At 62.2% G+C, this 13,153-nt stretch carries 17 protein-coding genes; 6 read left to right on the plus strand and 11 right to left on the minus strand.

The annotated features are described in order from the left end of the window. Window positions 1-54: 54 nt before the first annotated feature. The 5 genes from phnE to M5B98_RS01885 all read right to left on the minus strand — a co-directional run bounded on the left by phnE (window position 55) and on the right by M5B98_RS01885 (window position 4,291). Window positions 55-822 (minus strand): phosphonate ABC transporter, permease protein PhnE, encoded by a 768-nt coding sequence (gene phnE / locus M5B98_RS01865; protein ID WP_248741588.1) that lies wholly within the window; start codon window positions 820-822, stop codon window positions 55-57. After that, complete coding sequence (locus M5B98_RS01870; protein WP_248741589.1) at window positions 819-1,646, minus strand: PhnE/PtxC family ABC transporter permease; 828 nt, start codon at window positions 1,644-1,646, stop codon at window positions 819-821. Before M5B98_RS01870 ends, phnE begins: the two co-directional genes overlap by 4 nt. Beyond that, a complete protein-coding gene (locus M5B98_RS01875) occupies window positions 1,640-2,437 on the minus strand; it encodes a phosphonate ABC transporter ATP-binding protein (RefSeq protein ID WP_248741590.1) in 798 nt (265 codons plus the stop codon). Before M5B98_RS01875 ends, M5B98_RS01870 begins: the two co-directional genes overlap by 7 nt. Further along, complete coding sequence (locus M5B98_RS01880) at window positions 2,434-3,294, minus strand: putative selenate ABC transporter substrate-binding protein (RefSeq protein ID WP_248741591.1); 861 nt, start codon at window positions 3,292-3,294, stop codon at window positions 2,434-2,436. Before M5B98_RS01880 ends, M5B98_RS01875 begins: the two co-directional genes overlap by 4 nt. Window positions 3,295-3,394: 100 nt before the next feature. Beyond that, window positions 3,395-4,291, minus strand: a complete 897-nt coding sequence (locus tag M5B98_RS01885; protein ID WP_248741592.1) for a LysR family transcriptional regulator — start codon at window positions 4,289-4,291, stop codon at window positions 3,395-3,397. Window positions 4,292-4,456: 165 nt separating this feature from the next. Between M5B98_RS01885 and M5B98_RS01890 the strand changes: the two genes are divergently transcribed. After that, the gene (locus M5B98_RS01890) at window positions 4,457-5,206 is read left to right on the plus strand and encodes an SDR family NAD(P)-dependent oxidoreductase (RefSeq protein ID WP_248741593.1); all 750 of its coding nucleotides are present in this window, start codon (window positions 4,457-4,459) and stop codon (window positions 5,204-5,206) included. A 10-nt stretch (window positions 5,207-5,216) separates the two neighbouring features. Here the strand turns inward: M5B98_RS01890 and M5B98_RS01895 are convergent, their stop codons facing one another. Continuing rightward, window positions 5,217-5,888 (minus strand): paraquat-inducible protein A, encoded by a 672-nt coding sequence (locus M5B98_RS01895; RefSeq protein WP_085709859.1) that lies wholly within the window; start codon window positions 5,886-5,888, stop codon window positions 5,217-5,219. Beyond that, the gene (locus tag M5B98_RS01900) at window positions 5,885-6,481 is read right to left on the minus strand and encodes a paraquat-inducible protein A (protein ID WP_114882977.1); all 597 of its coding nucleotides are present in this window, start codon (window positions 6,479-6,481) and stop codon (window positions 5,885-5,887) included. The genes M5B98_RS01895 and M5B98_RS01900 overlap by 4 nt, the downstream gene beginning before the upstream one ends. A gap of 166 nt (window positions 6,482-6,647) precedes the next feature. Between M5B98_RS01900 and M5B98_RS01905 the strand changes: the two genes are divergently transcribed. Beyond that, window positions 6,648-7,334, plus strand: a complete 687-nt coding sequence (locus M5B98_RS01905; protein ID WP_248741594.1) for an alpha/beta hydrolase — start codon at window positions 6,648-6,650, stop codon at window positions 7,332-7,334. A 23-nt stretch (window positions 7,335-7,357) separates the two neighbouring features. On the opposite strand, the gene gstA is transcribed toward M5B98_RS01905, so the two are convergent. Further along, window positions 7,358-7,969 (minus strand): glutathione transferase GstA, encoded by a 612-nt coding sequence (gene gstA, locus M5B98_RS01910; protein WP_248741595.1) that lies wholly within the window; start codon window positions 7,967-7,969, stop codon window positions 7,358-7,360. A 107-nt stretch (window positions 7,970-8,076) separates the two neighbouring features. On the opposite strand from gstA, the gene M5B98_RS01915 reads away from it, so the two are divergent. Both M5B98_RS01915 and M5B98_RS01920 read left to right on the plus strand, forming a co-directional pair. After that, complete coding sequence (locus M5B98_RS01915) at window positions 8,077-8,973, plus strand: transcriptional regulator GcvA (protein WP_248741596.1); 897 nt, start codon at window positions 8,077-8,079, stop codon at window positions 8,971-8,973. 122 nt (window positions 8,974-9,095) lie between these two features. Further along, complete coding sequence (locus M5B98_RS01920) at window positions 9,096-9,521, plus strand: cupin domain-containing protein (RefSeq protein ID WP_248741597.1); 426 nt, start codon at window positions 9,096-9,098, stop codon at window positions 9,519-9,521. 98 nt (window positions 9,522-9,619) lie between these two features. Here M5B98_RS01920 and M5B98_RS01925 read toward each other — a convergent pair whose 3' ends face one another. Beyond that, the gene (locus M5B98_RS01925) at window positions 9,620-9,781 is read right to left on the minus strand and encodes a hypothetical protein (protein ID WP_248741598.1); all 162 of its coding nucleotides are present in this window, start codon (window positions 9,779-9,781) and stop codon (window positions 9,620-9,622) included. A 186-nt stretch (window positions 9,782-9,967) separates the two neighbouring features. Between M5B98_RS01925 and M5B98_RS01930 the strand changes: the two genes are divergently transcribed. Then, window positions 9,968-10,426 (plus strand): GNAT family N-acetyltransferase, encoded by a 459-nt coding sequence (locus M5B98_RS01930; protein ID WP_248741599.1) that lies wholly within the window; start codon window positions 9,968-9,970, stop codon window positions 10,424-10,426. 108 nt (window positions 10,427-10,534) lie between these two features. Further along, window positions 10,535-11,965, plus strand: a complete 1,431-nt coding sequence (locus M5B98_RS01935; RefSeq protein ID WP_248741600.1) for an amino acid permease — start codon at window positions 10,535-10,537, stop codon at window positions 11,963-11,965. Between the two features lie 13 nt (window positions 11,966-11,978). Here M5B98_RS01935 and M5B98_RS01940 read toward each other — a convergent pair whose 3' ends face one another. Both M5B98_RS01940 and M5B98_RS01945 read right to left on the minus strand, forming a co-directional pair. Next, window positions 11,979-12,398 (minus strand): organic hydroperoxide resistance protein, encoded by a 420-nt coding sequence (locus M5B98_RS01940; RefSeq protein WP_085709867.1) that lies wholly within the window; start codon window positions 12,396-12,398, stop codon window positions 11,979-11,981. A gap of 125 nt (window positions 12,399-12,523) precedes the next feature. Then, complete coding sequence (locus M5B98_RS01945) at window positions 12,524-13,141, minus strand: LysE family translocator (RefSeq protein WP_248741601.1); 618 nt, start codon at window positions 13,139-13,141, stop codon at window positions 12,524-12,526. Between the last annotated feature and the right edge of the window lie 12 nt (window positions 13,142-13,153).

Genomic DNA, 13,153 nt, shown 5'->3' on the forward strand with positions numbered 1-13,153 from the left:
TTTTCCTACGCCTCCCCAAGGTTTCGGGTGACGCCGCTCCAGCAGTGTTCAAACCTATGCCTTAACCCACCGCCCCCGACTCCAAGCACTCAACGAATCCACCCCAAGCACCAACCCCAACATCGCCAAAATCACCGTCCCCGCCTGCGCCTCCTGAAACAGACTCAAGCTCACATACAACATCTGCCCCAGCCCCCCAGCGCCGACAAACCCCAGCACGCTGGCCATCCGGATGTTGTTCTCCCACCGATACAAACAATACGCCAGCAACTGCGGCGCGAGGTTCGGCAGGGTCCCATAACAGAACGCCACAACCGGATTCCCCCCTTGCAAGCGAATCGCTTCCGCCGGTTCCGGCGGCGTGTTTTCCAGTGCCTCAGCAAACAGCCGCCCAAGCACCCCGGTGGTATGCAGTGCCAGGGCCAAGGTGCCAGCGTTAGGACCGAGGCCAGCTGCGAACACCATCAACGCAGCCCATACCAATTCAGGAATGGCGCGCAGGCCGTTGAGCAGCAGGCGCGCAACACTCTGAAAAAACCAGCCAAAACGCCCGGCGGCGGGGAGTGCCAACAGCAGTCCCAGTACGGCGGCGAGGAGGGTGCCGAGGGCGGACATGGCGAGGGTTTCCATGGCGCCGTGGAGGATGGCGTTGAGGAAACCGGCGCTGAAGTCGGGGCTCAGGAAGCGGCCGACGTACGAGCCCATTTGTTTCAGGCTGGTGGCGCTGCCGAGTTCTTCGAGGTCGAGGCCCAGGTAGGCGAACGAGGCGATGACGGCGAAGACGATGGCGAGGATCAGCGCCGTGTTGATCAGGCGCTTCATGTCAGTCTCCAGCGCAGCAGGCGGCTGAGTTGGTCGGCGCCGAGTACCAGCAGCAGGAAGGTCAGCAGCATGCTGGCGACTTCGCCGCCGGCGAACATGCGGATCGACAGGTCGATCTGTTGGCCGAGGCCGCCGGCGCCGACGAAGCCCATCACCACCGAGGCGCGGATGGCGCATTCCCAGCGGTAGACGGTGTAGGAGAGCAGTTCCGCCGCGACGTTGGGCAGCACGCCGTAGGCGAAACTGGCCAGGCGTCCGCTGCCGGCCTGGAGCAAGGCGTGGGCCGGGCGCTGGTCGGTGGATTCGAAAATTTCCGCGTAGACCTTGCCGAGCATGCCGCTGTAGGTGATGGCGATCGCCAGCACGCCCGCTGCCGGGCCGAGGCCGACGGCGCGCACGAACAGCAGCGCCCAGACGATTTCCGGCACGCTGCGCAGGAAGATCAGCAACCCGCGCACCGGCCAGCGCAGCAACCGGCCCAGCAGGCTCGGGCGGCCGCCGTGGGAAGCGGCGGACAGCGACAAGGCGCGGCTGGCGAGCAAACTGGCCGGCACCGCCAATATCAGTGCCAACGCCATGCCGGCCGTGGCGATGGCCAGGGTTTGCAGGGTGGCCTTGAGCAGCAGTTGCAGAAAGTCCCGGTCATGGGCCGGCGGCCAGAAGGCCGAGACAAAGCGGCCCATTTCGCTCTGGCTGTCGGCGTGCAGCAACACGCCGAGGTCGAGTTCGCTGATCTGAATGCCCGGCCACAGCAAGGCAATCGCCAGCAGTGTCAGCAACAGGCGTGGCAGTGCGGCGGGGTCGCGGGTGTCGGCGCTCAGCATCGTGGAATCTGCACAATCAGCGGCGTCAGGGCCGGCGCCGGGGATTGCAATTGCTCGTTGGCGTACAGGCTGTCGAGCATATCGTGGCTGACTTGACCGGACGGGCAATCGAACAGGATCTGGCCCTCGCGCAAACCGATGATGCGCGGGAAATGTGCCAGTGCCAGGTCCACCGCGTGCAGGCTCGCCACCAGCGTGACGTTGTGCTCCTGGGCATGGCGCGACAGCACCGTCAGGGTGTGCCCGGCGAGGACCGGGTCCATGGCGGATACCGGTTCGTCCGCCAGCAGCACGTCCGGCGCCTGATACAGCACGCGGGCAATGCCGACCCGCTGCAATTGGCCACCGGAAAGTTGCTGGCACTGGCTGAAGAGTTTGTCCGCCAGATCCAGCCGCGCCAACGCCGCGCGGGCGCCGGGAATGTCCAGTGGATGCAGCAGATTGATGAGGCTTTTGCCCAGGCTCCATTGCCCGAGCTTACCGGCCAGCACCGCCGTCACCACCCGTTGCCGGGGTGGCAGGGGCGGTGCCTGATGTACAAGGCCGATTTTTGCGCGCAGGTGTTGGCGCTGGCGAGCGGACAAGTGCCAGGCCCGTTGGCCCAGCACGTCGATGTCGCCGCTGCTCGGCCGAATCGCGGTGGCCAGCAGGTTGAGCAGGCTGGATTTACCGGCGCCGGACGGGCCGATGATCGCCACCTGCTCGCCGCTGTTGATCTGCAAATCCACACCACGCAGGGCTTCGACGCCGTTGGCGTGGTGCAGAAAGACTTGCTTGAGGCTCAGGGTCATTTCAGCAGTTCGGCGGCGCGGGCGGCTTCCTCGATGCCTTTGTAGTTGTCCGGGCTGGTTTCGATGAAGCGGCTGGCAGCCTGCAGATCGAGGATTTTCTTCTGCTCGGGGTTGGCCGGGTCGAGGGCGAGGAAGGCTTTTTTGATTTTCGCTGCCAGCGCCGGGTCGAGGGTGCCGCGCACGGTCCAGTTGTAATCGAAGTAGGCCGGGGTGGTGGCGAAGACCTTGACCTTGTTGGTATCGACCTTGCCGGCGTCCACCAGTTTCTGCCAGACGCTGGCGTTCAGCACACCGGCATCGACCTTGCCGGCCTGCACCCAGGCGACGGTGGCGTCGTGGGCACCGGAGTAGCCGACGCGGCTGAAATAGGTTTCCGGTTTGATGCCGTCCTTGAGCATGAAGTAGCGCGGCATCAGGCTGCCGGAGGTCGACGATACCGAACCGAAGGCGAAGGTCTTGCCTTTCAGGTCGGTGAGGCTTTTGACGTTCGGGTCGGCGGTGATGAATTTGCTGGTGAACTGTGCGTCCTGCTCGCGCTGCACCAGCGGGATCACCGGGGTGGTGGCATCGGTTTTCAGCCGTGCCTGGACGAAGGTGAAACCGCCCAGCCAGGCCATGTCGAGGCGGTCGGTGGCCAGCGCTTCAACCACGGCCGGGTAGTCGGCCACCGGCACAAACTCGACTTTCATGCCCAATTGCTGCTCCAGATAAGCCCCCAGCGGTTCGAACTTGCGCAGCAGTTCGGTCGGGGCCTCGTCGGGAATCGCGCTGACTTTCAACACGTCTGCGGCCTGGGCCAGCAGGGTGGAAAAGGACAGGGCCAGGCCTGCAGTCAGTGCCAGGGTACGTTTGAGCATGGGAATCTCCGTTTCATGGGCGTCAGGATCGGTGCGTAGCCTGCGGAAAAACGTCGGCGGCTGCAACGTCAGGTTAGTCGAATCGGCGCGACAGCGAGGCTCAGTCCACCTGCGCGAAGCGCTCCACCAGCCAGTCGATGAACACCCGCACGCGGTTGCTCAGGTGCCGGTTCGGCGGATACAGCAGGTGGAACGGGTAGGCCGGCGGGCGCCAGTCGCTGAGGATCGGCACCAGTTCGCCGCGTTCGATGGCCGCCCTGACTGTGTAGCTGAATGTGTGAATGATCCCCAGCCCCGCCAATCCGGCCGCCAGATGCGCGTTGCTTTCGTTGACGCTGACCAGGCCTTTGCCTTCGATTTGATGGCGTTCGCCGTTGCGGTGGAAGTTCGACGGCAGGATGCGCCCCGTGGAGGCCGAGCGATAGGCGATCATTTGATGCCGGGCCAGCTCCAGCGGATGCATCGGTGTGCCGTGACGCTGCAAATAGTCGGGCGTGGCGCAGGTGGTCCAGGACACTTCGCCCAAGCGGCGCACGGCCAGAGCCTGCTCGGTCAGAGGGCCGCCGCGAATCACGCAGTCGACGCGCTCGCTGATCAAGTCCACCGGGCGGTCGCTGACGCCCAGATCGACCTGAATGTCCGGGTAGCGCTCGAAGAACTTCGGCAATTCGGGAATCACCAGCATGGTCGCGGTCGAGCCGCCGATGTCCACGCGAATCCGGCCACGGGGCAAGCCCTGGGCCTGGCTGAAACCCTGATCGATGTCGTCCAGTTGATGCAGCAGTTGCTGGGTCAGTTGGTAGTAGGAAGCGCCGTCGGCCGTGACGGTCAGGCGCCGGGTGGTGCGCTGCAGCAGGCGCACACCGAGGTGGCTTTCCAGTTGCCCGATCAGTTTGCTGACCGTGGTTTTCGGCTGATTCAACGAGTCGGCGGCTTTGGTGAACGAACCGCTTTCCACGACGCGGGCGAACACACGGATCGCCAGTAACTGATTCATCGGGCTGCACTCAAGGATCGTAGACAGGGCTGAGTATTGTGCATATCTGTGCACAAACAAAACCGATTTTGCGGATTTTTCAAATCAATCCATCGGCCTAAAGTCGCTTCCAACGGCTCACCTACGACCCGTCACCTTCCTTGAAACGGTTACTGGAGATTCATCATGAGCAACAGACTTGAAGGCAAAATCGCACTGATCACTGGCGGCACCACCGGCATCGGCCTGGCCTCGGCGCAGGAATTCGTCGCCCAGGGCGCCACGGTATTCATCACCGGCCGTCGTCAGGCCGAGCTGGACAAAGCCGTCGCCGCCATCGGCCCTCGTGCCATCGGTATTCAGGGCGACGTGGCGAAGCTGGACGATCTGGACCGCATCTACCGCGAAATCGCCGAGAAGGCCGGGCACCTCGACATCCTGTTCGCCAATGCCGGGGGCGGTGACATGCTGCCGCTTGGGGCGATCACCGAAGAGCACTTCGACCGGATTTTCGACGCCAACGTGAAGGGCACGCTGTTCACCGTGCAGAAAGCGCTGCCGCTGCTGCGCGATGGCGGTTCGATTTTGCTGACTTCATCGACCACTTCGGTGCAAGGCACGGAAAACTTCAGCGTCTACAGCGCGAGCAAAGCCGCCGTACGCAACTTCGCCCGGTCGTGGCTGCTGGACTTGAAACCTCGTCGCATCCGCGTCAACGCCATCAGCCCCGGCCCGGTGCGCACTCCAGGTCTGGCGGGGCTGGTGCCGGCGGAACACGCGCAAGGGCTGTTCGATCAACTGGCGTCTGTGGTGCCGATCGGGCGTCTGGGCGAGCCGAGCGAAATTGCCAAGGCTGCGCTGTTCCTGGCCTCGGATGACAGCAGCTTCGTCAACGGCATCGAACTCTTCGTCGACGGCGGCACCGCGCAGATCTGACAGGCGTCACTCAATGCCCCGGCACTTGTTCGTTCGAGTGCCGGGGCTCGTCTGTTTCATCGGTTTCCTCGGCCGGCGCCTTGTCCCAGATCAGGCGCGGATCGAAGCTCATGGCCGAAAGCATGGTGAACACCACCACCAGCCCGAAAAACAGAATCCCCGGTCGCGGCTCGATATCCCCCAGCGCCTGGAACTTCACCAGCGCCGCCACCAGCGCGACCACCAGCACATCGAGCATCGACCAATAACCGATCAGCTCGACGAACCGATACAGCTTCGAACGTTCCCGGCGCGCCCAATGGCTGTCCCGTTGCACAGTGACCAGCAGCAGCGTCAGCGCAATGAACTTGATCCCCGGCACCGCGATGCTGGCGATGAAGATGATCAGCGCAATGTCCCACGCGCCGTGTTCCCAGAACTCCAGCACGCCGCTCATGATGGTGCTGTCGGCGCCGTTGCCGAGCAGGGTGGTGTTCATTACCGGCAGCAGATTCGCCGGCACGTAAAACGCCAGGGCGGCGAACATGTAGGCCCAGGTGCGGGCCAGCGAGTTGGTCTTGCGCCGGTGCAGCGGCGCGTCACAGCGCGGGCACTGGTGCGGCTCATCGGTCATGTCGCAGGCCAGCCCGCAGCTGTGACAGAGGCAGAGGTTGAGTTCGCTGGCGGTCGGTGGTCGTTTCACAGGATGTCCCACAAATCACGTATGTCGCGCCCGGCGACGCGGATCAGCAACAGGCTGAGCACGGCCAGCGCAAACAGGCCGATGCCGGGGATCACATCGAGCATGCCCGCCAGTTTGAACACCGCCACCATCGCCCCGAGCAGACACACTTCGAGCATGCTCCACGGCCGCAGCGCTTCCAGCCAGCGCATACACAGCTTGAAGGCCGGCGAGCGGCGCGAGGCGAGGGCGAAGCTCAATACCCAGATGAGCAAAACCAGTTGAAAGGCCGGGGCGATGATGATCGAGATCGCCGCGACCATGGCCATGAAGGTGATCGGCCCCTGACTCAGGGCCAGCACCGAGTCCCACAGGGTCGCGCTGTTTTTCAGGCCTTTCATGCTGATGCTCATCACCGGGTAGAAATTGGCGAACAGCCACAGCATCGCGGCGGTAAAACTCAGGGCCAGACGTTGCTCCACGCTCAGGTTGTTGTGGCGCTGGAGCACGCCGCCACAACGGGCGCAGAGGGATTTCTGGTAGCGGGCGAGCGTGGCTTTTTCGTACACGCAGTCGCAATGCTCGCAGATGATCAGGTGATCAGTCGTGGCCATGGGGCGCTCGAGGGGAGGAGGGCTTGAACCTTCTTCAATATAGGCGCGTTGGGGCATCCGACAACTGTCACATCCGGAAATGCACCTTTGGTCTGCCGGCCCGCCGGGTTTGTGGAAGCGTTCCATACTCCTTGGCGCCGAATTCATTACGAGCAGGAGCAGGGCCATGAGTGAAAAACCGACGATTGTGCTGGTACACGGGTTCTGGGGCGGGGCCGCGCATTGGGGCAAGGTGATTGTCGAACTGTCGCGCAAGGGCTACCGCGCGATTCAGGCGGTGGAGATGCCGCTGACGTCGCTGGCCGACGACGCCGAGCGCACGCGCAAAATGGTCGCTCAAGTGAGCGGGCCCGTGCTGCTGGTCGGGCATTCCTACGGCGGCGCGGTGATCACCCAGGCCGGCAATCAACCGAATGTGACGGGGCTGGTGTACATCGCCGCGTTCGCCCCGGATCAGGGCGAAAGCCCCGGCGGCATCACTCAGGAACATCTGCCCGCCGCCGCACCGAATCTCGCCCCGGACAGTGACGGTTTCCTCTGGCTCAAGGCCGACAAGTTCCATGAAAGCTTCTGTCAGGACCTGTCGGCGGATGAAGCGCTGGTGATGGCCGTCACCCAGAAAGCCCCGTTGGCCAGCACCTTTGGCGATGTCATCAGTGATCCAGCGTGGAAACACAAGCCGTCCTGGTATCAGATTTCCAGTCAGGACCACATGATTCACCCGGACAACCAGAAACGCATGTCGGCCCGGCTCAATGCGAAGAAAGTCATCACCCTCGACGCCAGCCACGCCTCGCTGGCCTCCCGCGCCGCCGAAGTCGCGGCGCTGATCGACGAGGCCGCCAAGGCCTGACAACGACCACGCAACCGGGCGATTCAGACCGGTTGCGTGGCTTCCTCTGCTGCGATTGCAGCCTTCACACCGGGCCGCTCGGCGATGCGAGTCATGTAGTTCGCCAGCGCTGGCCAGTCTTCGATGGCGATGCTGAAGGTCGGCAACCACTTCAACACCGTGAACAAATAGGCATCCGCCACGCCGAACGCCTGCATCAGATACGGTTGCGTCGCGAGGAGGCGGTTCAGGTAATCCAGACGTTTGAAGAGTTTGTGTTTGAAGATCGTTTTGGTGGATTCCGGGATTTCGTTGCTGAACAGCGGCGCGCTGCCCCCATGAATTTCCGAACTGATGAAATTCAGGTATTCCTGCAAACGCGAGCGCTCCCAAGTGCCATTGACCGGGGCCAGCGCATGACCGGGCACGAGGTCGGCGAGGTATTGCAGAATCGCCGGGCCTTCGGTCAGCACCTCGCCATTGTCGAGCATCAGTGCGGCCACGTAACCCTTCGGATTGATCTCGCGAAAGTCCTGGCCGTCGGCGGTGCGCTTGGTCTGGTTGTTGACCCGGATCAGCTCGAACGGCAGCGTCAGTTCTCGCAGCACAATGTGCGGGGCCAGCGAGCAGGTCATGGGGGCAAAGTACAGTTTCATAGGGTCTCCTTCATATGAAGGCCCAGAATCCGGGATTTTGGCGGCGCTTCGCAAAGGACATCTGCAGTGCTAGCGTATGACAAAATCTCATGGACTGAAGAAAACCCATGCTCACCCGACTACCGTCGCTCAATGGGTTGCGCGCCTTCGAATGCGCGGCCCGCCACCTGAGTTTTACCCGCGCCGCCGAAGAGCTGAACGTCACGCAAACCGCAATCAGCCATCAGATCCGCCGCCTCGAAGATGAACTCGGCGTACGCCTGTTCATGCGCTTGAAGGACGGACTGGCGCTGACGGAAGAGGGCAGCGCTTATTTTCCCGGTGTACGTTCGGCGTTCATGGAACTGCGCCATTCGACCGAGCGCTTGCAGGAGGCGAACAATCAAAGCGTTCTGACGATCAGCACGTTGGTGTCGGTGGCGTCTAAGTGGTTGTTACCGCGCCTGCCGTCCTTTCGCGAGGCGTTTCCCGAAATCGATGTGCGCATCAGTGCATCCACCGAGCTGGTGGACTTTCGCAAAGGTGGCATCGATGCGGCGATCCGCTACGGCAATGGAAACTGGCCGGGACTGCGCGCCGACTGGCTGATGGCCGACGAGATATTCCCGGTGTGCAGCCCGCGCCTGCTCAGCGGGCCGGACCCGATCAAAGCGCCGGCCGATCTGGCCCGACACACCTTGCTGCACGTCAGCGGGCAGACCGCCGATGACTGGAGCGCCTGGCTGAACGCCGCAGGTCAACCGCCGCTCCCGGCCAAAGGCCCGCGCCTGACCTTCGACCTGGCCATGATGGCGGTGCAGTCGGCGATTGACGGGCAGGGCGTGTGCATCGGGCGATCGACCTACGTCGAGGACGATTTACGGGCCGGAAGACTGGTAGCGCCGTTTGATTTGCGGCTCAAGTCCGACTCGGGTTTCTACTTCGTCACGCCCCATGAAAACGCCGCTTCGAAAAAGATCGTCGCCTTCAGGCAGTGGCTGTCGCAGATGGTGCGAGTTGTATGAGCGTGTATCAATCCCGCCCTTATACACAGTGAGCTAACAAGCGCCGGTATCGGGACACATTCCCGGTACATGCCCTCTTCAAAGTAGCGGCGTCACTTCACTACTTCCAAGAGGGCAACACCATGCGCCGCACACTCCTGATGACCGCAGCCGCCGTACTGGTTTCAATGACCGGCCTGGCACACGCCGCCGACACTCAATCTGCTGCCCCGGCGAAGAGCTGGCAACAAGGCCTGAGCCGCACGGATCTGGTCCATCAGGACCTGGGCGCTGCGGACCGCGAAGTGATCCAGGCCCGGGTCGATTTCGAACCGGGCATCATCTCGCCCCGACATGCCCACCCGGGCGTTGAAGTCGCCTACGTCATCAGCGGTACTTTCGAATACCAGCTCGAAGGCCGGGCGCCGGTGACGCTGAAGGCCGGCGATTCGCTGTTCATCCCGGAAGGCGTGGCGCACATCGCGAAGAACGTCGGCAACGACAAGGGCTCGGAATTGGCGACTTACATCGTCAAGAAGGGCGAGCCGTTGCTGATCCTCAAGCAATAACTCCCCGGACACTGAAAAGGCCTGCCAATGTGGCAGGCCTTTTTGTTGTCGGCGGATTCAACGCAGGCTGATGCCGCCGGATTCAAACTGAAAAAACTTCAGCGCGCATCCACCTCTTTCACAACCCCGGCAGATGCCCTTTGCTTGCGCCGCTTGAGCCAGCTGAAAAACGCATGCACCGGATGCAAAACAGCCGTCAGCACGCCAAGCAGCAGGATGATGAAAAGGATGATCAGCGGGATGCTTTCGTGCGAGAACATGGTGGGTTACTCCTGTAGTCACTATGTTGGAACCCGCAGACTAGACGCATCCGTCGATTTTTTTGGTGAACGTATGTTCATCCTCGGGCGCTTCGATTGTGCTACGGGGGAGGCGGTGGATTTGCTCCGGGATCGTCATCCATCGCATGCTGAGCGCCTTAATCACCACCACTGAAGAGGCTCCCTTTGCAGACCCTCCGCCGCGCCCGACCCGAAGACGCCGCGCCCATCGCCGCACTGGTCGATGAGGCCTACAGCCCTTACATCCCGCGAATCGGCCGCAAACCCGCGCCGATGCTCGATGACTACGAGCAAGTGCTGCGTGAAACCGATACGTTCGTGCTGACCGACAACAAGGAAATCCTCGGTGTGCTGGTGATGAGCCAGGAGGGCAACGAGCTGCTGCTGATCAACGTCGCCGTGTCGCCCCAGCAAAAGGGCAAAGGGCTCGGCAAAGTGCTGATGACTTTCTGCGAAACCCATGCGCTGAGTCTCGGTTGCGAGGCGGTGCGGCTGTACACCCACGAGCGGATGACCGAGAACGTCGCCATCTATGAAAAGCTCGGTTTTGTGGAAACCCATCGCGCCACCGAGGACGGATTTGCCCGGGTTTTCATGCGCAAGACACTCGCCGGTTCACGCTGACCGTCACCCGGGCATGTCGAAATCAGGCATCGGCATGCCGCACCCGAGCTATTTGCGTTGAACTTCAGCCACGTAAGGTGAGGCGTCCATCAGAGAACAACAAAAACAATGAACAGCCTGAATTCGAAGGAATCGAGCGGTCAACTGGCGCAGGGTTTCAAACCACGTCACGTGACCATGTTGTCAATTGCGGGAATCATCGGCGCGGGGTTGTTTGTCGGTTCCGGGCACGCCATTGCAGCGGCGGGGCCGGCGGTGTTGCTGGCGTATCTGTTTTCCGGCCTGCTGGTGGTGCTGGTGATGCGCATGCTGGGGGAAATGGCGGTGGCCCGACCGGACACCGGATCGTTTTCCACCTACGCCGATCAGGCCATCGGCCGCTGGGCCGGCTTCACCATCGGCTGGCTCTACTGGTGGTTCTGGGTGCTGGTCATTCCCATCGAGGCACTGGCCGCCGGGCATGTCTTGAATCAGTGGTTTCCCCAGGTCGATGCGTGGCTGTTCGCGCTGGTGTCGATCATCCTGCTGGTGATTACCAACCTGTTCAGTGTCTCCAAGTACGGCGAGTTCGAATTCTGGTTCGCCATGGCCAAGGTCGTGGCGATCATCGGTTTCATCGGTGTGGGTTTCGCCGTGCTGATGGGCTGGATTCCCGAGCGTGAAGCCAGCGGCCTCAGCCGGTTGATGGAAGAACATGGCGGCTTTGCTCCCAACGGCTTGTCGGCGGTGGTCGGCGCGTTCATCACCATCATGTTCAGTTTCATCGGGACCGAGGCGGTGACCATCGCCGCCGCCGAATCGGACAATCCGGCGCAGAACATCGCCAAGGCGACGCGCTCGGTGATCTGGCGTATCGGCGTGTTCTATTTGCTGTCGATCTTCGTGGTGATTTCCGTGGTGCCGTGGAACGACCCGCTGCTGGCGTCCGTCGGTTCCTATCAGCGCGCACTGGAGTTGATGAACGTTCCCCACGCCAAATTCATGGTCGATGTAGTGGTGTTGATCGCCGTGGCCAGTTGCATGAACTCGTCGATCTATATCGCTTCGCGCATGCTGTTTTCCCTGGGGCTTCGCGGCGACGCACCGCACGCGTTGAAAGTGACGTCCGGCGCAGGCGTGCCGAGGGCGGCGGTGATTGCCAGCAGCGTCATCGGCGCCGGGGTGACGCTGCTCAGCTACTTCATGCCTGCCGGACTGTTTCAGTTCCTGCTCGCCAGTTCCGGTGCCATTGCGTTGCTGGTGTACCTGGTGATCGCGGTTTCCCAGCTGCGCATGCGGCGAATGCTGCTTCGGCAGAATGTCGAGCTGACCTTTCGCATGTGGCTGTTTCCGTGGCTGACCTATCTGGTGATGGCCTTCATCTGCGCGGCGCTCGCGGTGATGATGCTGACGCCGGAGCATCGTCTGGAAGTGACGTCGACCATTGGCCTGGCTCTGGCCATTTCCTTTATCGGGCTGGTGACCACCCGTCAGCATGGGCCGGCGACTACTTCTGTCCCGGTCAAACAAAACGCCCGAGGCAGTGCCTCGGGCGTATAGGGAGGATCGGGATTCAGATCAGGCGCAGGGTCACGTCGATGTTGCCGCGCGTGGCCTTGGAGTAAGGGCAGGTCTGATGCGCGGCTTCCACCAGCGACTGGGCGACCGAAGGCTCCAGCCCCGGCAGGCTGACATTCAAGCGTGCCTGCAGGAAAAACGCGTCGCCGGTCTTGCCCAGATCGATTTCGGTTTCCACCGCCACATCCGCTGGCAGCCTGATCTTCAGCGCAGCCGCCGCTTTGCCCATGGCGCCGATGAAACAGGCCGACCAGCCGGCGGCCAGCAGTTGCTCCGGGTTGGTGCCGCTGCCGTTGGAGCCCGGTGGCGACAGCTTGACGTCCAGATTGCCGTCGGAACTGCGCGAGGCGCCATCGCGTCCGCCAGTGGTGCGGGTCTTGCCGGTGTACAGCACGGTGTCGATTTGATTGATCATGAGAAGGCCTGCCTGTGTGAGTGGTTGAGTCGGAGGGAAGGTTCCGATGGCCCACACTTTTGCATCGGCATGTACCGGGGATGTGTCATGAAACGGGGGTTATGTATCGCTGTGTAGCAATGCGTTCAGCCTGATCGCTGAGACAGCGTCAGCAGAACCCCGAAGCCCACGAGCAGGCCGCCGAACGCCCGGTCAATCCACTGCCGCGCCGCCAGCAGTTTCTCCCGCACCCGCCCGGCGGAGAAACACAGCGCCACCAGGCTGAACCACAGCACATGCGCCCCGGCAATGAACACCCCGTAGGCCATTTGTACCGGCAGGCCGGTGTCCGGCCGGACGACACCCATGAACAGGCTCACGATGAAAATCGAGGTTTTGGGGTTCAACGCATTGGTGAGAAAACCTGAACGCAACGCGGCCAGATCCGACAGGGCAGGAGACGCAGCATCCGGCTGCTGAACGTCAGGTCTGGAGCGAAGCATCTTGATGCCCAGATAAACCAGATACGCAGCCCCTGCCATTTTCAGTGCATTGAACAACCAGGGCGATTGTTGAAGCACTAATCCGAGCCCGAGCAGGGTGTAGCCGACATGCACCAGCACGCCCAGACCAATGCCCATCGCCGTGAGAACGCCTGCGCGTCGAGAGAGCAGCAACCCGTTGCGCGAGACCAGGGCGAAGTCCGGTCCGGGGCTGATGCATGCCAGCAGGGTGATGGTGATTACGACTATCCATTCGCTCATGGTGGAACCTTG

The sequence above is a fragment of the Pseudomonas sp. MWU12-3088 genome (assembly GCF_023242405.1).
Taxonomy (GTDB): Bacteria; Pseudomonadota; Gammaproteobacteria; order Pseudomonadales; family Pseudomonadaceae; genus Aquipseudomonas; species Aquipseudomonas kribbensis.